Below are 21,637 nucleotides of genomic sequence, written 5' to 3'. Positions count from 1 at the left end.
TCGACCATGAGCACGGATACGTCGTACTACGTCTATGCCCTGAAAGACCCCCGGCAGTCGCCGGCCCTGCCGTTCTACATCGGCAAGGGCACCGGCACGCGCGCCCACGACCATCTGGTCAATCCTGACGACTCGCTCAAGGGCCAGCGGATCAAGGAGATCGAAGCCGCGGGGGCCAAGGTGCTGGTCGTCCGGCTCGTGGATACGCTGACCGAGGCGCAGGCGCTCAAGATCGAAGCCGAACTGATCGCGGCCTTCGGGACGATCGAAACCGGCGGCTCGCTGACAAACGCCGTCATGCCGTCGGGGCTTGCCCGAAAAGCCCGTGCGACGGTGGTCGTCCCCACGGGCGTCCGCGAGAAGGCCCAGGTCGGGCTGGCGCTGCTGAAGGATGCGGTGCTCGAGCTGGCGAAGGCCAACCCCCAGGGGATTTCCAACTCAGACGCCGCCAGCTTGCTGGGTTTGCGCAGCGACTATGGCGGCGGTTCGAAGGACTACCTCTCGTACAGTGTGATCGGACTGCTGATGCGCGACGGCAAGCTCGCGCGCACGCAAACGGGTCGCAAGCACATAGCGAAAGTGGATTGAGTGGGTTTTCCACCTCTGCGCTGATCGCCGCTGTATTTGATCGTCGTAAATAACATCGGGTATGATGAATGGCTTAATTCATTGCTGGTGTTATTTATATATGTTTTGCTTGCGTAACTTGCTGGTTTTTCTGGCTGCCAGCCTGATTTCGGTTGTCGCTCTTGCTGATCCGCTGTCTCAAACCAAGCACCAGCGGATCATGGGGCTGGCGGCCGAGCAAGGTCAGAACTCGGTGACGGTGGTCAGCATTGAGGAGGCCAATAATGCGCTCGCCACGATGCTGATGGTTGGCGCCCTCAATTCCGGCGTTCCCTCGGGGAATTCCGGTGTCGTGCGGCAGTTCTTTGAGGGCAAATTTAAGGTGAAGGTCTTGGGGGTTGTCGGCGACGATGACGCCCTGACTGCAGCAACAGTTGCCCGGGCGTTGGAGGACGTCAAGGGTAAGGCTGTGTCCGACGTGTCTTTGCTCGTGGTGCTGGACGATGAGGCGCAGCGCAGTCGTCTTGCAGACCTGGCTGCAGCCGCAGGCGTTCGACTCGTGCTCGCGCCGCTGCAGCGTTAGTGCTCGCGATGCCGCCTGCCGTCACCGCCCAAACGTCGCCCGCACCACTTCCAGCAGCGCGTCGGCCACGTCGGCGTCGTCGGTGAGGCTTTCCACCAGCGCCGAGCGGCAGGCTTCGATGGGGTCGAGGCCGACCTTCACCAGCTTGGCGGCGTAGACCAGCAGGCGGGTGGACACGACTTCTTCCAGATCCACATCTTTCAGGCTGCGCAGGCGGGCGGCGATGGAGACGAGCTGCTTCGCCAGCATCGGGTCGCAGGCGGCTTCGCCCAGCAGGATGGATTCCTCCCGCGCCGCGCTGGGAAACTCGAAGCGCAGGCTGATGAAGCGCTGGCGGGTGGAGGGCTTGAGGCCCTTCAGGAAATTCTGGTAGCCGGGGTTGTAGGACATCACCAGCATGAAGTTGTCGGGCGCGTGGAGCAGTTCGCCGGTGCGCTCGATGGGCAGCACGCGGCGATCGTCGGCCAGCGGGTGGATCACCACCGTGGTGTCGCGGCGGGCTTCGACCACTTCATCCAGATAGCAGATGCCGCCTTCGCGCACCGCGCGGGTGAGCGGGCCGTCGCACCACACCGTCTGGCCGTCGCCCAGCAGGTGGCGGCCGACCAGATCGGCGGCGGTGAGGTCGTCGTGGCAGGCCACGGTGTACAGCGGCAGCCCCAGCCGCGCCGCCATGTGGGCGACGAAGCGGGTCTTGCCCACGCCGGTGGGGCCCTTGATGATCAGCGGCAGGCGATTCTTCCAGGCCTGCTCGAAGACTTCCACTTCGTTGCCGGCGGCTTCATAGAACGGGATGTTGGTGGTCATCGGGGCATTCATGGGATGGCGATCCAGTAGGCGACGGCGATCAGCGTCGAGACGAGCAGCAGCCAGCCGAGCAGCAGGCCGCGCCAGAAGAATTTGACCCCGCGCAGGCCCATGAAGTCGAGCACCACGAGGCGGCCCTTGATGAAGCTGATGGTGAGCAGCGCGGCCATGGCGGCCGTTCCGGCGCCGCCGCGCTCGCCGATCTCGAAGGTGGCGACGGTGGCGGCGAGCAGCACGACCAGCACGATGTTGAGGTGTCTGGTGTTCATCGCAATCCCTCAGCGCATCACGTAGACGAGCGGAAACAGCACGATCCACACCAGATCGACCATGTGCCAGTAGGCCGCGCCGGTTTCGATGCCGTTCATGTTGTCCGGGCCGTAGTCGCCCTGGCGGGTCTTCCACCACAGGGCGGTGAGGATCACCAGCCCGAGGATGACGTGCATGAAGTGGAAGAAGGTGAGCGACAGGTAGAACATGTAGAAGGTGTTGGTGGACAGGTTGATCCCCGCGCCAAACTTCGCCGCGTATTCAAAGCCCTTCACCACCAGAAAGCCGCCGCCGCAGGCGATGCCGGCGACGAGCCAGCGGGCGCCGGTTTGCGAGCGGGCCCGCCCGACCGCCTCGACCGCCCGGGCCACACACCAGCTGCCGGTGATCAGCAGCACCGTGTTGAATGCGCCGGCCTGGCGGTCGAGCGTCTCCTGCATGGTGTTGAAGAGTTCGACGTTGTGGGCGCGCCCGAAGGCATAGGCCGCAAAGAAGACCCCGAAGGCGAGCAGCTCGGCGAGGATGAAGAACCAGATCGCCAGATCACCGGGCGGCGCGCTGGCCGGGTGGGGGGCTGGCTGGGGTGGTGCGGTGGTGTCCATGCCCGCGAGTATCGGCGGGCGGCGGGCGGCCAGCCTTGATCTGCACCAAGTGCCAGCCCGGACGGCGTCAGCGCATGCCGTCAGAGATGCGAAAGGTTTCCCGTCTAATATTACTTTAGATATAAGAACACGCTCCGGGAGGGAGTATGCGGATTCTGGTGGTGGATGACTCCCGAACCATCACGACGGTGTTTGGTGCGCGGCTCGTCGAGATCGGCCACGAGGTGGTCATCGCCGAGAACGGGCAGCTTGCCGTCGAGCGATTTCAGGCGTCGGCGCCCGATCTGGTGCTGATGGACATCGAGATGCCGGTGATGAACGGGTTCGAGGCCGCCAAGCAGATCCGCGCCGTCGAGGCCACCCAGGAATGGGCGTGGACGCCGATCATCTTCCTCACCGGCTCCGACACCCCGGAAAATCTCGTCATGGCCATCGAGGCCGGCGGCGACGACTTCATCCCCAAATCGGCCCCCGAGGGCGTGGTCCAGGCCAAGATGAAGGCCATGGCGCGCATCGCCGGGCTGCGGGCCGAACTCTCCCTCGCCAACCGCAAGCTTGAGGCCCAGGCCAGCCAGGATGGGCTGACCGGCCTGTTCAACCGCCGCTACATGGATCTGCGGCTCGACCACCAGTGGGGCGAGGCGATCCGCTGCGGTGCGCCCTTCGGGCTGCTGATGATGGACGTGGACAACTTCAAGCTGTTCAACGACCACTACGGCCACCTGGCGGGCGACGACTGCCTGCGGGCGATCGCCGCGACGCTGCAGAAGGTGGTCGAGGAGGTCAATGCCCGGCGCCTGGCCCACGATGCCTTCGTGGCGCGTTATGGCGGCGAGGAGTTCGCGATGATGCTGCCCCGCTGCACCCCCGAAGCGCTCGCCGAGATCGCCCGGGTCACGGTGGATGCGGTGTGCCGGCAGGGGATTGCCCATGCGCGCAATGCGGAGTGGGGCGTGAGCACGCTGTCGGTGGGCGGCGTTCACATGAGTCGCGCCGAAGGTGCCCTGGCGCAGCTGTTCCGGCGCGCCGACGCGAACCTCTACCGGGCCAAGCAGAACGGCCGCAACCGGGCCGAGCTGGGCTGATGCGACTCAGTAGATCAAGGGGATCAGCTTGCGGACGCGCCGCTGGTAGTCGGCGTAGGCCGGAAAGCGCTCCAGCAGCCAGACCTCCTCGCGTCGCGACTTGATGTCGAAGAACACCAGCAGCAGCGCGGCCCACAGCAGCGTGAGCCAGCCCTGGGCGATCAGCGCCCAGCCGAAGGTCGCCAGGATCAGCCCGGAGTAGATCGGATGGCGGACCCAGCCGTAGGGGCCGGTTTCCACCAGCCGGCAGTCGTCCCGGGGATGGGGCAGGGGCGTGAGGTTGCGGCCCAGGCGCAGCACGGCCGCGGCGCAGATCGTGACGCCGAGGGCCAGCAGCATCGCGCCGAGCGCCTGGCCGGGAAACGCCAGCATCCGCGGCCAGGCCGGAAGGCCCGGCAATGAAGACGGCCCGAAGGCGATCAGCGCGAAGATGCCGCCCTGGGCGACCACATACCATTCGCCGCGGGGGCCTTTCCACCAGGGCGTGCCGCGCTTCATGGCCGGCTCCCGGCTTGGGGCCGCGCCCCGGAAATCAGATCCGCCCGTCGGCGAATGCCGTGAGCCGTGTTGCCTTTCCGTGTGCCTGCCACCGCGTGTCATCCCCGTTCGACGGCCGGATGCCGTCGTCAGCCGCCATTCTAGGCCTCGGGGCGGCGCGGTGCAGGGTGGCGTTCAGCCCACCACGAAGCCCGGCACGTCGATGCGCACGGCGGGGCGGTCGAGCACCACCGCGACGTTGCTTGCGAAGCTCCGCGCCCATTCGCCGCCCTGGGCGAAGCGCTGCTCGCCGCCGTATTTGGCCACGTTGAGGATCACGTCGAGCATCAACACCTTGCCCACCGGGTTGCTCGGCGTGCATTCGAGCTCGTCGAACTCATCGTGGAGCCAGTCCTGGGCGCTGGCCTTGGTGAGATTGGCCACGTCGGCGGCGTGCACATGAAATTCGTATTCCCGGTCTGCCCGGAACACGACGGTGACGGTGTACATTCGGGTCTCCTCGTTATTTTTCCACCCTGATTGACGCATTTTTCGGTGGGCCGGCGGCAAGATCAAGTAACCGATTGTTATCATCCCCCGCTGGCCTGCATCCTTCCCTCCGCTTCCCCGTTCCGCCCATGACCGAATCCCCCTGGCGCGCCCTCGCCAACCGCCGCATGCTGATCTGCGTGCTTACCGGTTTCTCGTCGGGCCTGCCGCTGTACCTGCTGCTCAACCTGGTTCCGGCGTGGCTGAAGACCGAGGGGCTATCACTCAAGGCGATAGGTGCGTTCGCACTCATCCAGTTTCCATATACGTGGAAATTCGTCTGGTCGCCCTTCCTCGACCGCTTCGCGCTGCCGCTCCTCGGCCGCCGGCGGGGCTGGATGGCGCTGACGATGCTGCTCCTGCTGGCGGCGGTGGCGTGGCTCGGCACCCTGTCGCCCACTCATCAGCTCGGGCTGGTGATCGGCCTCACGGCGCTGATCGCCTTTCTGTCGGCCACCCTCGACATCGTCCTCGACGCCTATCGGCGCGAACTCCTGCCCGAGATCGAGCTGGGCATCGGCAATGCGATCCACGTGAATGCCTACAAGCTCGCCGGGCTGGTACCGGGCAGCCTGTCGCTGGTGCTGGCCGATCACCTGCCGTGGTCGCAGGTGTTCCTGGTCACCGCGCTGTTCATGGCGCCGGGGCTGGTGATGACGCTGCTGGTGAAGGAGCCCGCCGCCGCCCGGGGCGCCCCGCGCACCCTGCGCGACGCGGTGGTCGAGCCCTTCCGCGAGTTCTTCGGCCGCCACGGCGTGCGCTCGGCGCTGGTGGTGCTGGGCTTCATCTTTCTCTACAAGCTGGGCGATTCGCTGTGCACCGCGCTCGCCACGCCCTTCTATCTGGACATGGGCTTCTCCAAGACCGAGATCGGCCTCGTCGCCAAGAACGCCGGCCTGTGGCCCAGCGTGATCGGCGGCATTCTGGGCGGGCTGTGGATGGTCAAGCTCGGTATCAACCGGGCGCTGTGGGTGTTCGGCGTGGTGCAGTGGCTGGCGATCTTCGGCTTTGCGTGGCTGGCCTGGCTCGGGCCGGCCGAGGCCGACGCCGGCCGGCTCGGCGTGCTGGCGGCGGTGATCGGGCTGGAGGCGCTGGGCGTGGGCCTCGGCACCACCGCCTTCGTGGCCTACATGGCGCGCACCACCCACCCGGCCTACACGGCCACCCAGCTCGCGCTATTCACCAGCCTGATGGCGGTGCCGCGCACCTTCATCAACGCCTCGGCCGGCTGGCTGGTGGAGTACTTCGGCTGGTTCGATTTCTTCCTGCTGTGCGGCGTGCTGGCGGTGCCCGGCATGCTGCTGCTGTTCAAGGTGGCGCCGTGGCGCGAGACGCCCGCGGCCGTCGCCTGATTTTCCATTGATGCCCACCATGACGCCCCTCGAATCCGCCGCCCGCAGCCTGTGCGACACCCTGGCCCCGATGCGCTTCGCCGCGCCGGTCAGCCACGTGTACAACTCCCTCGACTACGCTTGGGCGCCCAATGCGCTGTATCTGCAGCGCTTTGGCCAGGGCAAGAAGAAGGTGATCTTCGTGGGCATGAACCCCGGCCCCTTCGGCATGGTGCAGACCGGTGTGCCCTTCGGCGAGATCGCCGCGGTGCGCGACTGGATGGGCATCGAGGCGGCGGTGAGCAAGCCCGCGGTCGAGAACCCCAAGCGGCCCATCGAGGGCTTCGCCTGCCCGCGCTCCGAGGTGAGCGGGCGGCGCCTGTGGGGGCTGTTTGCCGAGCGCTTCGGCAGCGCCGAGGCCTTCTTTGCCGATCACTTCGTGGCCAACTACTGCCCGCTGGCCTTCTTCGACAACGGCCGCAACCTCACGCCCGACAAGCTCCCGGCCGCCGAGCAGGGCCCGCTGCTGGCGGCCTGCGACGCCCACCTGCGCCGCGTGGCCGAGGCGCTTGAGCCCGACTGGGTGATCGGTGTGGGCGCCTGGGCCGAATCGCGCGCCCGGGAGGCGTTGGGCGGAATGCCGGTGAAGTTCGGCCGCGTGCTCCACCCCAGCCCGGCCAGCCCGGCGGCCAATCGCGGCTGGAGCGAGGCGGCGACCAAACAGCTCGTCGCGCTTGGCGTGTGGGGTTAGGGCACCTGTAGGTCGGACTGAAGTCCGACATCGACGAGGCACACCAGGCAGCGTTGTCGGACTGAAGTCCGACCTACAGTTCTGGCTTCACCAAGGGGGTGTGCCTGGCTTGCGGGGCTGGCCCGATGGGAGCAGAAAAGTGCAAGGTCGGCGTTCTCTGCTCCCGGTCGGGAGCAAAAAGATCTGAACCGGGGCGGGTGGCGTCAGCGGCGCCGGCTGCCTCCGCCGAGGATCGAGCCCAGCACGCCGCGGACGATCTCGCGGCCGATGGCCGAGCCGACCGTGCGCACCGCGCTGCGGGCGGCCTGTTCGGCGAGGCCCGGATGGCGACCGCCGCGGGGGCCGGTGGTGCCGAACAGGATGCCGGAGAGCCCACCCAGCAGGCCGCCACCTTCTTCTTCCTGCGCGGCCGGGGCGCCCGCCTGGGCGGTGCCACCGCCATTGCCGGCCGGGGCTGAGCCGCCGCGGAGCTTCTCGAAGGCCGATTCGCGGTCGATGATCTCCTCGTAGTGCCCGTAGATCACCGAGCCTTCGATGGCGGCCTTGCGTTCGGCGGCGCTGAGCGGCCCGAGGCGGGAGTTGGGGGCGATGATGAAGCAGCGCTCCACCATGTGCGGGCGGCCCTTCTCGTCGAGGAAGGAGATCAGCGCCTCGCCCACGCCCAGCTCGGTGATGACCGTGGCGGCGTCGAACTCGGGGTTGGCGCGCATGGTCTCGGCGGCGGTCTTGACGGCTTTCTGGTCCCGCGGCGTGAAGGCGCGCAGGGCGTGCTGGACGCGGTTGCCGAGCTGGCCAAGCACCGTCTCGGGCACGTCCAGCGGGTTCTGGGTGACGAAGTAGACGCCGACGCCCTTGGAGCGGATCAGCCGCACCACCTGCTCGATCTTCTCGAGGAGGGCCTTGGGCGCCTCGTTGAACAGCAGGTGCGCTTCGTCGAAGAAGAACACCAGCTTGGGCTTGTCCACGTCGCCCACTTCCGGCAGCTGCTCGAAGAGCTCGGCCAGCATCCACAGCAGGAAGGTGGAGTACAGCTTGGGCGAGTTGTAGAGCTTGTCGGCGGCGAGGATGTTGATGACGCCGCGGCCGTCGGCGTCGGTCTGGATCAGGTCGGCGATGTCGAGCATCGGCTCGCCGAAGAACTTGTCGCCGCCCTGGGCCTCGATGCCCATCAGGCCGCGCTGGATGGCACCGATGGACGCGGCGGAGATGTTGCCGTATTCGGTGGTGAAGTCCTTGGCGTTGTCGCCCACGTATTGCAGGGTGGCGCGCAGGTCTTTCAGGTCGATGATGAGCAGGCCCTGGTCGTCGGCGATCTTGAAGACCAGCTGCAGCACGCCGGCCTGGGTGTCGTTGAGGTTGAGCAGGCGTGCCAGCAGCATCGGGCCCATGTCGGACACCGTGGCCCGCACCGGGTGGCCGGCCTCGCCAAAGACGTCCCAGAACACCGTGGTGTTGGCCCGCGGGGTGAATTCGGTGATGCCCAGGGCGGCCAGGCGCTCCTTGAGCTTGGGCGATTCGACGCCCGCGGCGCCGATGCCCGACAGATCGCCCTTCACGTCGGCCATGAACACCGGCACGCCGATGCTGGCAAAGGATTCGGCCATCTTCTGCAGGCTCACCGTCTTGCCGGTGCCGGTGGCGCCGGTGATCAGGCCGTGGCGGTTGGCAAGCTGGGGCAGCAGGGCAATTTCCTTGTCCTTGGACTTGGCGATGATGAGGGGCTCGGTCATGGAATCCTCCGGGTGGGCGAAAAGGGATCAGCCGGCAATTATCGGCCAACTGCCCGCAACAGGCATGAAATCTGCCCTCGCGCGCCAAAAAATGATTGGCAAATTGATCCGCGGCAAGCGCGGGCTGCGCGAAGGGCGGGCGGCGGGGTAAAATCGCCGCTTTTAGTTGCAATCCAAGGACACAGAATCATGGCGGGTCATTCCAAGTGGGCCAATATCCAGCACCGCAAGGGCCGGCAGGATGAAAAGCGCGGTCGGGTCTTCTCCCGGCTGGCCAAGGAAATCACGGTTGCGGCACGCATGGGTGGAGGCGATGCCGCCTTCAATCCGCGCCTGCGCCTGGCGGTGGATCGCGCCAAGGCGGTGAACATGCCGGCCGACAACATCGACCGGGCCGTCAAGAAGGGCACCGGCGAGCTGGAAGGCGTCACCTACGAGGAAGCCCGCTACGAGGGCTACGGCATCGGCGGCGCGGCGGTGATGGTCGATTGCCTCACCGACAACAAGACCCGCACCGTGGCCGATGTGCGTCACGCCTTCAACAAGTACGGCGGCAACATGGGTACCGACGGCTGCGTGGCCTTCCAGTTCAAGCACTGCGGCCAGATCCTGTTTGCGCCGGGCACGTCGGAAGACGCGCTGATGGAAGCCGCTCTCGAGGCCGGGGCTGATGATGTCGTGCCGAACGACGACGGCTCCATCGAGGTGCTCACCGACCCGTACCAGTTTGGCGAGGTGAAGGAAGCGCTGGAGAAGGCCGGCTTCACTGCCGAGTTTGGCGAAGTCACCATGAAGCCGCTCAACGACACCGAGCTCGCCGGCGACGACGCGGTGCGCATGCAGAAGCTGCTCGACGCGCTGGAATCCCTCGACGATGTGCAGGCGGTTTATACCTCCGCCGCGATGGATGATGCCTGATCGGCTCTTCCGATAACCGGAACGCCAGATACAAAAAAGCCACCTTGCGGTGGCTTTTTTGCTTTGCAGCGCATCCCGGACCAAGCCGGGAGGCAAGGCAAATTACTTGCGGCGACGGGCAGCGGCCAGGCCCAGCGCGCCAAGGCCAACCAGGGCCATGGAGGTGGGTTCCGGAACCGGGGTGGTCGGCACGGTGTAGTCGTAGGTCAGGGTCAGGTTGTAGCGAGCCTGGGTGGAGATGGAGGAGTCCAGGTTGCCGTTGTCGGAGTTGATGGAGCCGTTACCAACCGCGCGCACGTTGAAGCCAGCCAGGGTGCCGGCGCCGATGAAGTCGGCCAGGTCAGCAGCGCTGGTGAAGGTGATGGCGGCCAGGGAGCCGGCAGCGGTCAGGGAGCCGAAATCAACACCGGAGGTGCCGGCGAAGTCGGAGGTGCCGTCGAAGGCGCTGGCGGCGAAGGCGGAGCCGGTGTTGCTCAGGGCCAGGGTCTGCAGGGTGGTGGTGCCCTTGCGGAACAGCAGGTTGGCGCCAGCAACCGGGGTCAGGTTGTCAGCAACAGCGCCGGTGTTTTCAGCCTTCAGAACCTGGACGATGTCGCCGGACAGGTTGATGGTGACGGCGTTCAGGGTGCCGAGGCTGGAGTCGAACTGGCTCAGGCCGGACAGGGCGTTGGTCCAGTTGGTGGTGGCCAGGCCGAAGGTGTCGGTCAGAACGATGGTGTCGGCTTGGGCGGCGCCGGTGGCGGCAACCAGGGCAAGTGCGAGCAGTTTTTTCATGTGAAAACTCCAGATTGAAAATCGTCAAAAATATTTTGCAATGGGGGCGATCCCGACTGCTGGCTCAATCTGAGCAAAACGCGTGCCCGCTTTGGGGTGTTTTAGTTAAATCAATCACTTAAGTTTGTAAATTGGTTTGCCGAAATTCGTTTGTAAAAATTCTCGACAGGTTGATGTGAATTTCTGTGTATCCGTGATGGGTGCCACGAAAATTCGAATCGAATTCCGCGTCCCGCCGATGAATTTGAGTTTTTAGGTAAAAAATATCGTTTTGCTTGTGAATTTGTTGTATTTTGAGCAAAGCTGTTGGATCAGAGATTTTGAAAGGGTTTGCCGTGATGGAGCTTCAGACCGCGACTGCCACTCCCGCCGTTCCGCGCGGTGAGCGTCGCAAGCGCCAGCGTTTCGTGGCCAAGCGTTGGGGGAACGTGTGCTTCTGGGTGGTGATCGATGGCGAGCGCATGCCGGTCAATGATCTGTCCCTGGAAGGTTTCAGCGTGCCGTGGGGCTCGCCGCTGGCCGAGCCGGAGGCCTTTCCTTTCGTGATGCAGCTCGAGGGCATCCCCGACGTGATCCGTGGCATGGCCGAGACCGTCAACTTCGTGCTCGGGGCCGACGGCGGGATGATGGGCTGCCGTTTCGTCACCCTTTCCCGCGATGCGGCCGACCGTCTGCACGAGTGGCTGACCCTCCACGTCATCTCCACCGCGACGATCCGGATCTCCGAGTCCGACGCGGCGTCCATCGTATCGGGGCCGTCGCTGGTCTGATGCGCTGCACCAAGCACCGAGAAAATTTCTCAGGTGCTTGAAAGACATGATAAATTTCGGACAAGCTGCGCCGGCCCCGTGCCGGCGCCTTTGTTTTGCCCGTGTCGCCGCCTGCGACCGCCGGAATTTAAGGAATTCGTGTCGTGCTCATCGCCAACAACATCACCATGCAGTTTGGGGCCAAGCCCCTTTTCGAGAACGTCTCCGTCAAGTTCGGCGAAGGCAACCGCTACGGCCTGATCGGCGCCAACGGGGCCGGCAAGTCCACGTTCATGAAGATCCTGGCCGGCGTGCTGGAGCCCACCGCCGGCAACGTGGCCCTCGACAGCGGCGAGCGGATGGCCTTCCTGAAACAGGATCAGTTTGCCTATGAAGACGTGCGGGTGCTCGACGTGGTGATGCAGGGCCACGCGGAGATGTGGGCGTGCATGCAGGAGAAGGACGCCATCTACGCCAACCCGGAAGCCACCGAAGAGGACTACATGAAGGCGGCCGAGCTGGAAGGCCACTTCGCGGAGTACGACGGCTACACCGCCGAGGCCCGCGCCGGTGAGCTGCTGCACGGTGTCGGCATCCCCACCGAACAGCACAACGGCCCGATGCGCGAAGTCGCCCCGGGCTGGAAGCTGCGGGTGCTGCTGGCCCAGGCCCTGTTCGCCAACCCGGACATCCTGCTGCTCGACGAACCGACCAACAACCTCGACATCAACACCATCCGCTGGCTGGAGGACGTGCTGAACCAGCGCAACTCCACGATGATCATCATCTCCCACGACCGTCACTTCCTGAACCAGGTGTGCACCCACATGGCGGATCTGGACTACGGCCGCATCCAGGTGTGGCCGGGTACGTGGGACGACTACATCGAGGCGTCCACCCAGGCCCGCGAGCGCCAGTCGAACGCCAACCAGAAGGCCAAGGAGAAGGTCCAGGAGCTGCAGGAGTTCGTGCGCCGCTTCTCGGCCAACAAGTCCAAGGCCCGTCAGGCCACCAGCCGCGCCAAGCAGATCGAGAAGATCAAGATCGAGGAATTCAAGCCGTCCTCCCGTCAGTACCCGTGGATCCGCTTCGACTACGACGAGAAGGATAAGCTGCACCGTCAGGCCGTCGAGATCGAGAACCTCACCTTCGGCTACGATCCGGCCAACCCGATCATCAAGAACTTCACCTTCACCGCCGACGCCAACGACCGCATCGCGATCATCGGCGAGAACGGCATCGGCAAGACGACGCTGCTCAAGCTGCTGGTCGGCCCCGGCCTGCACGGCCTGGCGCCCCAGTTCGGCACCGTCAAGTGGGCCGAGAAGGCCAAGCTCGGCTACTACGCCCAGGATCACGCCGATGACTTCGCCAGCGGCGAGAATCTCACCGACTGGATCAGCGGCTACGTGCGCGAAGGCGGCTACGAAGGCGACGACGCCGAAACCCTGATCCGCGGCACGCTGGGCCGGCTGCTCTTCAAGGGCGACGACGTGAAGAAGTCGGTCAAGGTGATCTCCGGCGGCGAGCAGGGTCGGATGCTGTTCGGCAAGCTCATGCTCCAGCGCAAGAACGTGCTGCTGCTGGATGAGCCCACCAACCACATGGACATGGAATCCATCGAATCCCTCAACTCGGGCATCGCGGATTTTGGCGGCACGCTGTTCTTCGTCTCCCACGACCGGGCGTTCGTGTCGTCCATCGCCACCCGCATCCTCGAAATCCGTGGCCCGGGCGACATCGTCGACTACCGCGGCACCTACGAGGAATACCTCGCCAGCCAGGGCATCGAGTAAGCCTGTCGGTTGTCTTTACACGATGGCCGGGCTGTCCTGCCGGGCGCCCGCCTGCTGCGCTTCGATGTAGGTGCGGCAGGCTTCCGGGCTCACCGCCGGGCTGTACAGCCAGCCCTGGAAACCGTCGCACCCCAGGCTCGCCAGCAGGTCGCGCTGGGCCTGGGTCTCCACGTACTCGGCCACCAGCCGCACATCCTGGCTCCGGCACAGCTGGCCGACGCTGGCGATGATCTCGCGGCAACTGGCGTTGTTCAGCACCTCCCGCGTCAGCGATCCATCCAGCTTGATCGCGTCGATGCGGAAGCGCCGCATGTACAGCAGCGAGCTGTAGCCCATCCCGAAATCGTCCATTGCCAGCTTGACGCCCAGTGCGCCCAGGGCTGACAGGTTGTGCGCCGAGGTTTCGGTGCTGCTCACCAGATGGCCTTCGGTGATCTCGATCTCGAGCGCGCCGGGCGCCAGTCGGTGGCGCGCGAGGCAGCGTTCGACCCGTGCCGCGAAGGCCGGGTCTTCGAGCTGCAGGGGCGACACATTCACCGCCATCTCGATGCCGGAAAGGCCGGTCTCGCGCCACTGCTGCAGCTGCCGGCAGGCCATCTCGAGCACCCGGTCGCCCACCTCGTTGATCTTGCCCGCATCCTCGATGATCGCCACCGCCACGTGGGCCGGCACGCCGCCCAGCAGCGGGTGATCCCAGCGCAGCAGGGCCTCCACGCCGGTGACCCGCCCGGCCTGGTCGAGCTTGGGCTGGTAGGCCAGATGGATGCGGCCGCTGCGCAGATCCTGGTCGAGCCGGGCCGCCAGGCTCCGCGCCAGACTGCCGATCTCGTCGGTGCGACCGAGCAGCTGCTGGCCCGGCTGAACCAGAATCCCCTGCATCGAACTGATTAGCCGCGCAAAGGTGGCCCGGGTGCGGGCGCGCTGGAGGCGGTCGTTGCGGCGCACGAAGGGCAGGTAGATCGCCACCGAAAGCCCGATGTTGACCAGCTGCAGCGCAACCCCCCGCCACGAATCGGCGGTGAGCCAGGCGTTGAGCAGCAGCGGCGTGGCCCATGGCACGTGGCCGGCGTTGGGCGGGACGAGGCCGGCGGCCACCGCACCCCACGCGACCAGCAGGCTCGCCAGCGGCGCCAGCAGGAAGGGCAGCAGCAGCGTCGGGTTGAAGACGATGGGCAGGCCGAAGATCAGGATCTCGTTGATGTTGAACAGGGCCGTCGGTGCCGCCAGCCAGCTCAGGCGCCGACGGCTGCCGCGGGTGACGGCCAGCAGCGGGATCAGCAGGCCGATCGTGGCGCCCGACCCGCCCAGCAGCACGAAGGCATCCACGAAGGCGTTGGTGATGATCTCCGGTGGCGCCTGCCCGGCCTGCAGGGCGTGGATGTTGGCTTCGCTGGCCGGGAAGAGGTGGTCGCGGTAGAACAGTTCCAGCGCGTTGTTGCCGTGCACGCCGACGAACCACAGCAGGTGGGCCAGCACGGTGAACAGCACGGTGCGCAGCAGGGCGCTGTCCGACAGCCCGAACAGCCAGCCCAGCGCCCGGTCGCCGATGGCGTCGGCCGACTGGGCGTAGGGGGCGATCAGGGCGTGCTGGATCACGAAGAACAGCCCGATGGTGAGCATGCCGGGGAGGACGGACTTGAGCACCGCCGGGAGTTCGGAATCCGCCTCGGCCAGCATGGACAGGTCGAGCCCGCGCACGCGCCGCAGGCGCAGGAAGAGCTCGGTGGCGGCGATGCCCACCAGCACCGACAGGAACACCCCCCGCGGCACCGCCAGCTCGCTGGAGAGCAGGCCCTTGCCCGGCAGGACCAGGATGAAATAGCAGCACAGGGCGATCAGGGCCACCGCCACCGGGCTTGTGTCGGTGCGCTGCCGGGCCGCGACGAGCGCCGCCAGCGCATGGCTGGTGGCGAACACCACGGCGATCGACAGCAGCCCCAGGCTGGCCTGCCAGGCGGACTGCACGGCAGCGCGCCAGTCCGGCCCCCACCAGCCGTCCATGGCGGCCTGGTAACCGGGGATCGGCAGGTTGAGGACGAGCAGGGCGACGGCGCCGCTCAGCACCAGCGGCAGGGTCAGCAGAAAGCCCCGCCGGACCGCCAGGGCCCACGGGTGATCGCCCGCGCCGGAGCGCTCCACGTCAGTCATGGCGGAGCATGGGCAGGCCGCTGCAGGATGAATCTGGCGCCAGCGTCGGCATGGGGTCTCCTCGGATGACATGCCCGGGGCGTGCTGCAGTCGGGCAGGCGGATCGTCGTTCGGCGGCCTCTACGGGCGCCTGCCCGGTATCATCGCGCATTCCGCACCCACAGTAATACCCCATGCCGCAAACATTGACGCTCGCGCTGCTCTGCGCACTCACCATCGCCTTCGGGCTGGTGGCGGATCGCTTTGGCGGCGCGTGGGGCCAGCCACTGGTGAGCGTCTGGGTGTGGGCCCTGTGCGCGCTGCTGGTGGCGGCCCATCCGGCCCAGCGCTCGCGTCTGCTGGCCTGCCTGGTGATCGCTACCGCGGGTGAGGTGGTGCTGTCGCTGGTCTTGGGGCTCTACGACTATCGTCTCGGCAACCTGCCGCTGTTCGTGCCGCCGGGGCATGTGCTGCTCTACTGGCTGGGCCTGTACCTCGCCGATCGCCTGCCCGGCCGGCTCCTCACGGCCACCGCGTGGCTGGCGGTGGCGGGCGTCAGCGCGCTGGCGCTGGGCGGTGTGGACTGGCTCGGACCGCCGCTCCTGCTGATCTTCCTGGCCTGTCTGCGCTGGGGGCCGGCGCCGCGGCTTTACGCGACGATGTTCCTGCTGTCGCTGGTCATGGAGTTGTGGGGCACCTGGCTCGGCAACTGGGCCTGGCGGGCGACGCTGCCCGGGCTGGGCTGGCCGGTGAGCAATCCGCCGCTGGCGGCCGGGGCGTTCTATTGCGTGCTCGATCTGCTCAGTGAAAGTGTGCGACGGCGCCGGGTTGCTGCAACTGCCTGAGGGTGGTGGCGGTGTAAGCTGGCATTTGCCAATGAAGCTCTCCAAGCTCTCGCTCATCTTCTCGGTCGTGCTGCTGTTGATCCTGGGGATCAACGGATCGATCTCGTTGCTTGCCCTGGCGGCCTTCGACAAGGTTCAGGCGGTGCAGCAGAACCGTGCCGATGCCCTGCGCCAGGTTGATGACCTGCGGCGCGAGATGGAAATGCTCAGCCGTCTCGTGCGCAGCTACGTGGTCACCGGCGAGACGAGCTACCTCAAGTACTACTACGCCATCCTGGCGATCCGCGAAGGCGAGCGGCCGCTGGTTGTCGATGACGACCCCTCCACCTACTGGGACCGGGTCATCGCCGGCACCACGCCTTTCGTCCAGCGCCCGCCCGGGACAGGGGTTTCCCTGCGGGCCCGGATGATTTCCCTGGGCTTCGACGGCACCGAGCTCGAAGCCCTTCAGCAGGTGCTGTCCGAGGCCGAGGCGCTGAAGGTCCACGAGCAGGTGGCCTTTGCCGCAACCCAGGGGCTCTACGACCCCAAGGCCGACTCCTTCGTGTCGGAAGGCGTCCCCCACCCCGAGCTGGCGGTCAAGTTCGTCCATAACCGCGAATACGACATCCTGCGTGCCCGCATGGCCCAGGCGGTGGCCGAACTCAAGGGCCGGGTCGACCGCCGGACCGGCGCGGCCGTGAGCGACGCCCGGGCCCGCCTGCGCGACTGGATCGTGACGGCGATCATCGGCATGGTGGTGACCGCGCTGCTCGTGGTGCGGGGCTTCTTCACGGTGCGCCGGCGGGTGCTCCAGCCCATCGAGGACATGTGCGCCGCCACCGACCGGCTGGCCCGCGGCGAGTACGACGCGCGCATCCCCGACGTGGCCGGCGTGGCGGAGATCCGGACCCTGCGCGACACCTTCAACTCGATGGCGGGTTCCATCGAGAGCGACATCCTCGACCGCGAGCACATCCGCCAGGAGCTGGTCGAGGCCCGCGCCCGCGCCGAGCAGGCCACCCAGGCCAAGTCGATGTTCCTGGCCAACATGAGCCACGAGATCCGCACCCCGCTCAACGCGGTGATCGGCATGGCCGAGCTGATCCTCCACAGCCGGCTCTCCCCCCGCCAGCGCGACTACGTCAGCAAGATCCGCATCGCCGGCCGCACGCTGCTCGACACCCTCAACGACATCCTCGATTTTTCCAAGATCGAAGCCGGCCGGCTGGAGCTGGAAGACATCCCCTTCCGGCTCGAGCAGGTGGTCGCCAACGCCTTCCTGCTGGTGGAGCGCACGGCCCTCGAGAAGGGCGTCGAGCTGCTCTTCGACGTCCGCCCTGCCAGTGCCGGGCTGCTCCGTCAGCGCCTGAGGGGCGACCCCCTGCGCATCGGCCAGGTGCTCGCCAACCTGCTCTCCAACGCGGTCAAGTTCACCCCCTCCGGCCATGTGTCGCTGTGCATCGACGGGAAGCCGGCGGACGACGGTCGGCATCTGGTCATCCTCACCGTTGAAGATACCGGCATCGGCATGCGGCCCGAGCAGATCGAGTTCCTCTTCGACGACTTCGTCCAGGCCGATGGTGCCACCACCCGCCAGTACGGCGGCACCGGGCTGGGGCTCGCCATCGTCCGCCGGCTGGTCGAGGCGATGGGGGGCGAGATCCGCGTGCAGAGCGCGCCGCGCGCCGGCAGCCGCTTCCAGATCCAGATCCCCCTGACCCGCGACGGCGACGAGCCGGCGAGCCCGCCGCCGCCCCTGCCGCCGATGCGCGTGCTGATCGCCGAGGATTACCCCGAGGCCCGGCTGGCCCTCATCGACCTGCTCAACATCGAAGGCATCGACGACGTGGAAGCGGTCAGCAGCGGCGGCGAGGTGATGGCCTGTCTGCGCGCCGCGCGGGCCACGGATCGTCCCTACGACCTGATGTTCCTCGACTGGTCGCTGCCCGATCTCGACGGCGGCGCCATCATGCGCGCCCTCGGCGAGCAGCCCGAGCTGGTGCCCGCGCACATCGCCCTGATGTCGGTTCCGCGGACCCTCGGCGAGGACGTGGCCGAGCTGCGCCCCGGCGGCCTGCACTTCTGCGACCGCCCGCTCCTGCCCGGCACCTTGCGCCAGCTGTGTGGCGTCGTGCTGGGCCTGCAGACGAAGGAGGCGGGCGGCAGCGTGGCCACCGGCGCCCTGGACGGGATGCGCGTGCTGCTCGTCGAGGACAACGCCACCAGCCGCGACGTGGCGGTGGCGCTGCTGGGCCGCTGGGGTGTCGAGGTGGACACCGCCGCCGACGGCCGCGACGCCCTCGCCCAGCTGGGCGCCGAGGCGCCGGATTACTACGCCCTGGTGCTGATGGACCTGCAGATGCCGGTGATGGACGGCTACGAGGCCATCCGCCAGATCCGTGCCCGGCCCGAATTCGGCAACCTGCCGGTGTATGCCCTGTCGGCCCACCGGGGGCGCAGCGTGCTGGAGCAATGCCTGGCCCTGGGCATGAACGGCTGCCTCAACAAGCCCTACGAGCTGCCCGAACTGTTCGACGTGCTGAGCCGGCATTACCGGCCCGAGTTCGCACCGGCGCCGACACCGGTCCCCGCCGGCGGCCCGGCGCTGATGGGGCTCGAAGCGGTGCCCGGGCTCGACCCCAACTGCGCGATCAACGACACCGGGATCAGCCCGACCCTCTACCCGCGCCTGCTCGCCAAGTTCCGCGCCCAGTTCGCCGACGGTCCGGTGGCCCTGCGCAAGGACGTGGCGGCGCGGGACTGGGCGGCGGTGGCACTGTCGTCGCACACCCTCAAGGGCCGGGCCGGCCTGCTCGGCATGAACGGGATCTCGATGATGTCCGGCCGGCTCGAGGCCGCCGCCCGGGCGGGCGACCCGCTCCGCGCGATGACGGCGCTGACCGAGCTCGAGAACCAGATGCGTTCCCTCGTCGATGGCCTGGGCAAGGCGCTGTTGCCCGATGTCGGCGAGCCCGACCCGCCGTCCGCGTTGCCCGATCAGACGTCTCCCCCGGGAAGCGTCTGACGGGGGCATGGCGGCTGCCGGCCGCCCGCGCCGGGCTGCCCGGCCCGATCACCACGTGACCTGCCCGCGCTTCATCGAAGGTCGGGACCATGCTGTCCGCTCACGGCGCCGTTTTATGTCGTGAGGCTTTTTCGTGACAGTTTGTTGCCAACCGTCCCGGCGCCTCGGGAGAGAATGTGCCGCGATCCCTGGGCCTGGCCAGGGATGCCCACATTCTCTCGCGATGAGTCTTTTCCTTCGAATCCTGTGTGTCGGCCTGGCCTTGCTGGCCCAGGCGTCCGCCGCCCAGGATGTACGCTACTCGGCCTTCGGGACCATCGGCTACGCCCGATCCACCGACGAGCACCGTTACCAGCGTGCCGTCGACAGCGATGGCACGCTGGCGCGCGACTCCCTGCTCGGCGCCCAGATCGATGCCGCGCTGACTCCCGAGCTCGGCGCCACCGTCCAGGCCCGACTGGCGCCAGCCGGCAACAACGACGAGGAAGTGAACCTGCGCCTGCCGTGGGCCTTCCTTTCGTGGCGGCCCGACAACGCGCTCACCATCCAGGCCGGCAAGATGCGCCTCCCGGTGCTGCTCTACGCCGAGAACATCGACGTGGGCGCGACCTTCCCCTTCGCCCGTCTGCCGGTGGAGATCTACGCGATCCTGCCTTCCTGGGATTTCTATGGCGTCTTGGCCGGCGGCCACTGGACGCCCGGCGCGCTGGAGGTGGATCTGGATGGCTTTGCCGGCTGGTCCCGCACGTCGGCGCGCGTCTATATGCGCAACCGGCCGGGTTCGGAAGGGCCTGTCGCGTGGTACGAGGGCATCCACGGCGCGCTTGCCGGCACCGTGCTCACCGTCCGCCGGGGCGACAACCGCTACCGCCTGGGCGTGCTGGCCTGGGATGCCCGGCTCGACACCATGCGCTTCGGCAAGGAGTACCCCTACGTGCCCATCGCCCCGGGCACCGGCTACTACCAGACCAGCAACGCCCTGCCCGGCCCCGGGGTGGTGATGCGCGACCGCATCCGCTCCCAGATCGTCAGCGTCGGCTTCGAGAACGAACTGCCAGGAGGCTTCCGGGCGGTGGGCGAGGGCGTGCTGCGGTGGGGCGAGCGGGTGGATCAGGCCGCCGGCACCGACGCCTGGGGCGGCTATCTTTCCCTGCTGCGTCCGACCGGCGCATGGACGCCCTACGTCTATGCCGCGAGCCTGCGTTCGTCGTCCCGCGCCCGCAAGCTCTACGCCAAGCTCAATGGCAGCCGGATTCCCGACAGCGTGCCGGACGCCGCCCTGCTCAACGCCAGCCAGATCTGGGGCGCCGACACGGTGATCCTCTCCGACCAGCGCACCTGGGCGGTGGGCACGAGCTACGCGCTCGCCAGTGGGCAGGTACTCAAGGCCGAATGGCAGCGCACCCATGTCGGCCGCAAGTCCGCCTTCCTCGACGTGCCGGAGGGCACCTCCGAAGGTAGCCGTCAGCTGGATGTCTTCTCCCTCTCCTACAGCTTTTCGTTCTGAGGGGAGACGATGCTGAAACGACTCCTGCTCTTTGTCGTGGGCCTCTTTGCCGGGGTTGGCCCGGTGCCGCTCCGGGCCGCCGGCAATGTGGTGCTGATCGGCCATCCATCGGTGCCGCGCCTCGACCGGATGGCGGTCGAGCGCATCTACACCGGCAAGATCGTCGAGGTCGGGGACCAGCGCATCATGCCCCTCGACCTGCCGCCCGACAGCCCCGTGCGCAGCCGCTTCCTGTCCCGCTGGCTGAGCCGCGACGAGGCCCGCTACACCGCCTACTGGACGGTGCGCCGCTACGTGGGCAAGGGCGTGCCGCCGCTGGAGGTGGCCTCGACGGCCGACGTGATCCGGCTGGTATCCACCAAGCCCGGCGCCGTGGGCTACATCGACGAGGCCGACGTGACGCCCGGGATGAACGTGGTGGCGCGCTGAGGCGTCTGCCGCGCCGCCGGCGTCAGAGTGCCTTCCGCGCAGCGTGATCCCCCCACCACACCGCCTCCTCGAACACCGAGTAACCCGACAGATCCGCATGGGCGAACAGCACGCGCCCGTCCGCCGCCCGCAGCGCGGCGAGCCCGGCGTTGGCGAGGCTGCCCGGCACCGGCGTGGCCATGCCGTGGCCGCGTACGGTGATCTCCACCGCGCGGGTGCGCTGCCACATCTCCACTTCGCCGTAAGCCGCGCGCAGGTCGATGCCGGCGAGGTCCAGCAGCTCGTCGGCGCTGGCGGTGGCGTGGCGCTGGCGGGCCTCGGCGGGTGAGGCATCGGCCAGCGCCCGGTAGGCGGTGAACACCGTATGGGCCGGCCGCGCGGCGCGGATCAGCTGGTGGGTGGCGACCACCCAGCCGAGGCCCGGGCTGGCGTGGATCACGTTGTCCCAGGCCATCGGCAGTTCGCCGGATTCCTGCGGAAAACCATCCAGCAGGAAGTTGGCCACCAGCCACGGCGCCTGGGGCGGCAGGTGGCGGGCCGGGTCGAAGCCCAGTTCGCGGATCGTCGGCACGACATGCGCCGCCACGTGCAGCGGCATCGCGCAGATGGCGCGGCGGGCGTGGATGCGGACGGCGCCGGTGGGTGTGGCGCACAGGATCGTCACCCCGTCGCGGCGCTCATCCACCCGCAGCGCGTGGCCGGGATCGGAAGAGCACACGTCTGAAAGAGTGTA

The 21,637-nt window shown here is 67.3% G+C and carries 22 protein-coding genes; 13 read left to right on the top strand and 9 right to left on the bottom strand.

All coding sequences use genetic code 11. The annotated features are described in order from the left end of the window. The first annotated feature begins 6 nt into the window (after window positions 1-6). Entirely contained in the window at window positions 7-588 is a 582-nt protein-coding gene (locus QQK25_RS07560) for a GIY-YIG nuclease family protein (RefSeq protein WP_284187392.1), read from the top strand. 118 nt (window positions 589-706) lie between these two features. Beyond that, window positions 707-1,150 (top strand): hypothetical protein, encoded by a 444-nt coding sequence (locus QQK25_RS07555; RefSeq protein WP_284187391.1) that lies wholly within the window; start codon window positions 707-709, stop codon window positions 1,148-1,150. A gap of 21 nt (window positions 1,151-1,171) precedes the next feature. Here the strand turns inward: QQK25_RS07555 and QQK25_RS07550 are convergent, their stop codons facing one another. From QQK25_RS07550 to QQK25_RS07540, 3 genes are read right to left on the bottom strand one after another with little or no spacing between them, the layout of a single operon-like run. Then, window positions 1,172-1,969, bottom strand: coding sequence for a CbbQ/NirQ/NorQ/GpvN family protein (locus QQK25_RS07550; RefSeq protein WP_284187390.1), 798 nt, complete (start codon window positions 1,967-1,969; stop codon window positions 1,172-1,174). After that, the gene (locus QQK25_RS07545) at window positions 1,966-2,226 is read right to left on the bottom strand and encodes a cytochrome C oxidase subunit IV family protein (RefSeq protein WP_284187389.1); all 261 of its coding nucleotides are present in this window, start codon (window positions 2,224-2,226) and stop codon (window positions 1,966-1,968) included. Before QQK25_RS07545 ends, QQK25_RS07550 begins: the two co-directional genes overlap by 4 nt. A 9-nt stretch (window positions 2,227-2,235) precedes the next feature. Continuing rightward, window positions 2,236-2,829 (bottom strand): cytochrome c oxidase subunit 3 family protein, encoded by a 594-nt coding sequence (locus QQK25_RS07540; protein ID WP_284187388.1) that lies wholly within the window; start codon window positions 2,827-2,829, stop codon window positions 2,236-2,238. Window positions 2,830-2,990: 161 nt separating this feature from the next. Between QQK25_RS07540 and QQK25_RS07535 the strand changes: the two genes are divergently transcribed. Further along, window positions 2,991-3,914, top strand: coding sequence for a diguanylate cyclase domain-containing protein (locus QQK25_RS07535; RefSeq protein ID WP_284187387.1), 924 nt, complete (start codon window positions 2,991-2,993; stop codon window positions 3,912-3,914). Window positions 3,915-3,920: 6 nt separating this feature from the next. Here QQK25_RS07535 and QQK25_RS07530 read toward each other — a convergent pair whose 3' ends face one another. After that, window positions 3,921-4,412, bottom strand: coding sequence for a methyltransferase family protein (locus QQK25_RS07530; RefSeq protein WP_284187386.1), 492 nt, complete (start codon window positions 4,410-4,412; stop codon window positions 3,921-3,923). A 174-nt stretch (window positions 4,413-4,586) separates the two neighbouring features. After that, on the bottom strand, window positions 4,587-4,901 hold the full coding sequence (locus QQK25_RS07525) for a hypothetical protein (protein ID WP_284187385.1): 315 nt from the start codon (window positions 4,899-4,901) through the stop codon (window positions 4,587-4,589). A 128-nt stretch (window positions 4,902-5,029) separates the two neighbouring features. Between QQK25_RS07525 and QQK25_RS07520 the strand changes: the two genes are divergently transcribed. Both QQK25_RS07520 and QQK25_RS07515 read left to right on the top strand, forming a co-directional pair. Then, entirely contained in the window at window positions 5,030-6,292 is a 1,263-nt protein-coding gene (locus tag QQK25_RS07520) for an AmpG family muropeptide MFS transporter (RefSeq protein ID WP_153160638.1), read from the top strand. A 10-nt stretch (window positions 6,293-6,302) separates the two neighbouring features. Continuing rightward, entirely contained in the window at window positions 6,303-7,022 is a 720-nt protein-coding gene (locus QQK25_RS07515; RefSeq protein ID WP_284187384.1) for a uracil-DNA glycosylase family protein, read from the top strand. A 203-nt stretch (window positions 7,023-7,225) separates the two neighbouring features. Here the strand turns inward: QQK25_RS07515 and QQK25_RS07510 are convergent, their stop codons facing one another. Next, entirely contained in the window at window positions 7,226-8,752 is a 1,527-nt protein-coding gene (locus QQK25_RS07510) for a helicase HerA-like C-terminal domain-containing protein (protein WP_284187383.1), read from the bottom strand. On the opposite strand from QQK25_RS07510, the gene QQK25_RS07505 reads away from it, so the two are divergent. Both QQK25_RS07505 and QQK25_RS07500 read left to right on the top strand, forming a co-directional pair. Beyond that, entirely contained in the window at window positions 8,751-8,903 is a 153-nt protein-coding gene (locus QQK25_RS07505; RefSeq protein WP_284187382.1) for a hypothetical protein, read from the top strand. The two genes, QQK25_RS07510 and QQK25_RS07505, sit on opposite strands and share 2 nt — an antisense overlap. A gap of 38 nt (window positions 8,904-8,941) precedes the next feature. Further along, window positions 8,942-9,670: a YebC/PmpR family DNA-binding transcriptional regulator gene (locus QQK25_RS07500; RefSeq protein ID WP_284187381.1), complete on the top strand. Its 729-nt coding sequence runs from the start codon at window positions 8,942-8,944 to the stop codon at window positions 9,668-9,670. Between the two features lie 102 nt (window positions 9,671-9,772). Here QQK25_RS07500 and QQK25_RS07495 read toward each other — a convergent pair whose 3' ends face one another. Then, window positions 9,773-10,444: a choice-of-anchor E domain-containing protein gene (locus tag QQK25_RS07495; protein WP_284187380.1), complete on the bottom strand. Its 672-nt coding sequence runs from the start codon at window positions 10,442-10,444 to the stop codon at window positions 9,773-9,775. 338 nt (window positions 10,445-10,782) lie between these two features. On the opposite strand from QQK25_RS07495, the gene QQK25_RS07490 reads away from it, so the two are divergent. Continuing rightward, window positions 10,783-11,214, top strand: a complete 432-nt coding sequence (locus QQK25_RS07490) for a PilZ domain-containing protein (protein WP_284187379.1) — start codon at window positions 10,783-10,785, stop codon at window positions 11,212-11,214. Window positions 11,215-11,357: 143 nt separating this feature from the next. Beyond that, window positions 11,358-12,989, top strand: coding sequence for an ABC-F family ATPase (locus QQK25_RS07485; RefSeq protein ID WP_284187378.1), 1,632 nt, complete (start codon window positions 11,358-11,360; stop codon window positions 12,987-12,989). 15 nt (window positions 12,990-13,004) lie between these two features. Here the strand turns inward: QQK25_RS07485 and QQK25_RS07480 are convergent, their stop codons facing one another. Then, on the bottom strand, window positions 13,005-15,137 hold the full coding sequence (locus QQK25_RS07480; RefSeq protein WP_284187377.1) for an EAL domain-containing protein: 2,133 nt from the start codon (window positions 15,135-15,137) through the stop codon (window positions 13,005-13,007). A 173-nt stretch (window positions 15,138-15,310) separates the two neighbouring features. On the opposite strand from QQK25_RS07480, the gene QQK25_RS07475 reads away from it, so the two are divergent. The 4 genes from QQK25_RS07475 (at window position 15,311) to QQK25_RS07460 (ending at window position 20,904) form a co-directional block, all read left to right on the top strand. Beyond that, a complete protein-coding gene (locus tag QQK25_RS07475; protein WP_284187376.1) occupies window positions 15,311-15,961 on the top strand; it encodes a hypothetical protein in 651 nt (216 codons plus the stop codon). Window positions 15,962-15,992: 31 nt separating this feature from the next. Further along, on the top strand, window positions 15,993-18,968 hold the full coding sequence (locus tag QQK25_RS07470) for a hybrid sensor histidine kinase/response regulator (RefSeq protein ID WP_284187375.1): 2,976 nt from the start codon (window positions 15,993-15,995) through the stop codon (window positions 18,966-18,968). Window positions 18,969-19,191: 223 nt separating this feature from the next. Continuing rightward, the gene (locus QQK25_RS07465; RefSeq protein WP_284187374.1) at window positions 19,192-20,475 is read left to right on the top strand and encodes a hypothetical protein; all 1,284 of its coding nucleotides are present in this window, start codon (window positions 19,192-19,194) and stop codon (window positions 20,473-20,475) included. Window positions 20,476-20,484: 9 nt separating this feature from the next. Then, window positions 20,485-20,904 (top strand): type 2 periplasmic-binding domain-containing protein, encoded by a 420-nt coding sequence (locus tag QQK25_RS07460; protein ID WP_284187373.1) that lies wholly within the window; start codon window positions 20,485-20,487, stop codon window positions 20,902-20,904. 22 nt (window positions 20,905-20,926) lie between these two features. On the opposite strand, the gene QQK25_RS24430 is transcribed toward QQK25_RS07460, so the two are convergent. Further along, a partial coding sequence (locus QQK25_RS24430; RefSeq protein WP_498027231.1) for a flavin monoamine oxidase family protein occupies window positions 20,927-21,637 on the bottom strand: 711 nt, incomplete at its 5' end.

Source organism: Zoogloea oryzae (assembly GCF_030161255.1).
Classification (GTDB): domain Bacteria; phylum Pseudomonadota; class Gammaproteobacteria; order Burkholderiales; family Rhodocyclaceae; genus Zoogloea; species Zoogloea oryzae.
This window is presented reverse-complemented; position numbering and strand designations above follow the sequence as displayed.

Excerpts from the sequence above, each read along its gene's own strand:
- QQK25_RS07560 (WP_284187392.1), top strand. The coding sequence starts at position 7 with ATGAGCACGGATACGTCGTACTACGTCTATGCCCTGAAAGACCCCCGG.
- QQK25_RS07550 (WP_284187390.1), bottom strand. The coding sequence starts at position 1,969 with ATGAATGCCCCGATGACCACCAACATCCCGTTCTATGAAGCCGCCGGC.
- QQK25_RS07545 (WP_284187389.1), bottom strand. The coding sequence starts at position 2,226 with ATGAACACCAGACACCTCAACATCGTGCTGGTCGTGCTGCTCGCCGCC.
- QQK25_RS07540 (WP_284187388.1), bottom strand. The coding sequence starts at position 2,829 with ATGGACACCACCGCACCACCCCAGCCAGCCCCCCACCCGGCCAGCGCG.
- QQK25_RS07530 (WP_284187386.1), bottom strand. The coding sequence starts at position 4,412 with ATGAAGCGCGGCACGCCCTGGTGGAAAGGCCCCCGCGGCGAATGGTAT.
- QQK25_RS07525 (WP_284187385.1), bottom strand. The coding sequence starts at position 4,901 with ATGTACACCGTCACCGTCGTGTTCCGGGCAGACCGGGAATACGAATTT.
- QQK25_RS07520 (WP_153160638.1), top strand. The coding sequence starts at position 5,030 with ATGACCGAATCCCCCTGGCGCGCCCTCGCCAACCGCCGCATGCTGATC.
- QQK25_RS07515 (WP_284187384.1), top strand. The coding sequence starts at position 6,303 with ATGCCCACCATGACGCCCCTCGAATCCGCCGCCCGCAGCCTGTGCGAC.
- QQK25_RS07505 (WP_284187382.1), top strand. The coding sequence starts at position 8,751 with ATGGAATCCTCCGGGTGGGCGAAAAGGGATCAGCCGGCAATTATCGGC.
- QQK25_RS07510 (WP_284187383.1), bottom strand. The coding sequence starts at position 8,752 with ATGACCGAGCCCCTCATCATCGCCAAGTCCAAGGACAAGGAAATTGCC.
- QQK25_RS07500 (WP_284187381.1), top strand. The coding sequence starts at position 8,942 with ATGGCGGGTCATTCCAAGTGGGCCAATATCCAGCACCGCAAGGGCCGG.
- QQK25_RS07495 (WP_284187380.1), bottom strand. The coding sequence starts at position 10,444 with ATGAAAAAACTGCTCGCACTTGCCCTGGTTGCCGCCACCGGCGCCGCC.
- QQK25_RS07490 (WP_284187379.1), top strand. The coding sequence starts at position 10,783 with ATGGAGCTTCAGACCGCGACTGCCACTCCCGCCGTTCCGCGCGGTGAG.
- QQK25_RS07480 (WP_284187377.1), bottom strand. The coding sequence starts at position 15,137 with ATGACTGACGTGGAGCGCTCCGGCGCGGGCGATCACCCGTGGGCCCTG.
- QQK25_RS07475 (WP_284187376.1), top strand. The coding sequence starts at position 15,311 with ATGCCGCAAACATTGACGCTCGCGCTGCTCTGCGCACTCACCATCGCC.
- QQK25_RS07470 (WP_284187375.1), top strand. The coding sequence starts at position 15,993 with ATGAAGCTCTCCAAGCTCTCGCTCATCTTCTCGGTCGTGCTGCTGTTG.
- QQK25_RS07465 (WP_284187374.1), top strand. The coding sequence starts at position 19,192 with ATGAGTCTTTTCCTTCGAATCCTGTGTGTCGGCCTGGCCTTGCTGGCC.
- QQK25_RS07460 (WP_284187373.1), top strand. The coding sequence starts at position 20,485 with ATGCTGAAACGACTCCTGCTCTTTGTCGTGGGCCTCTTTGCCGGGGTT.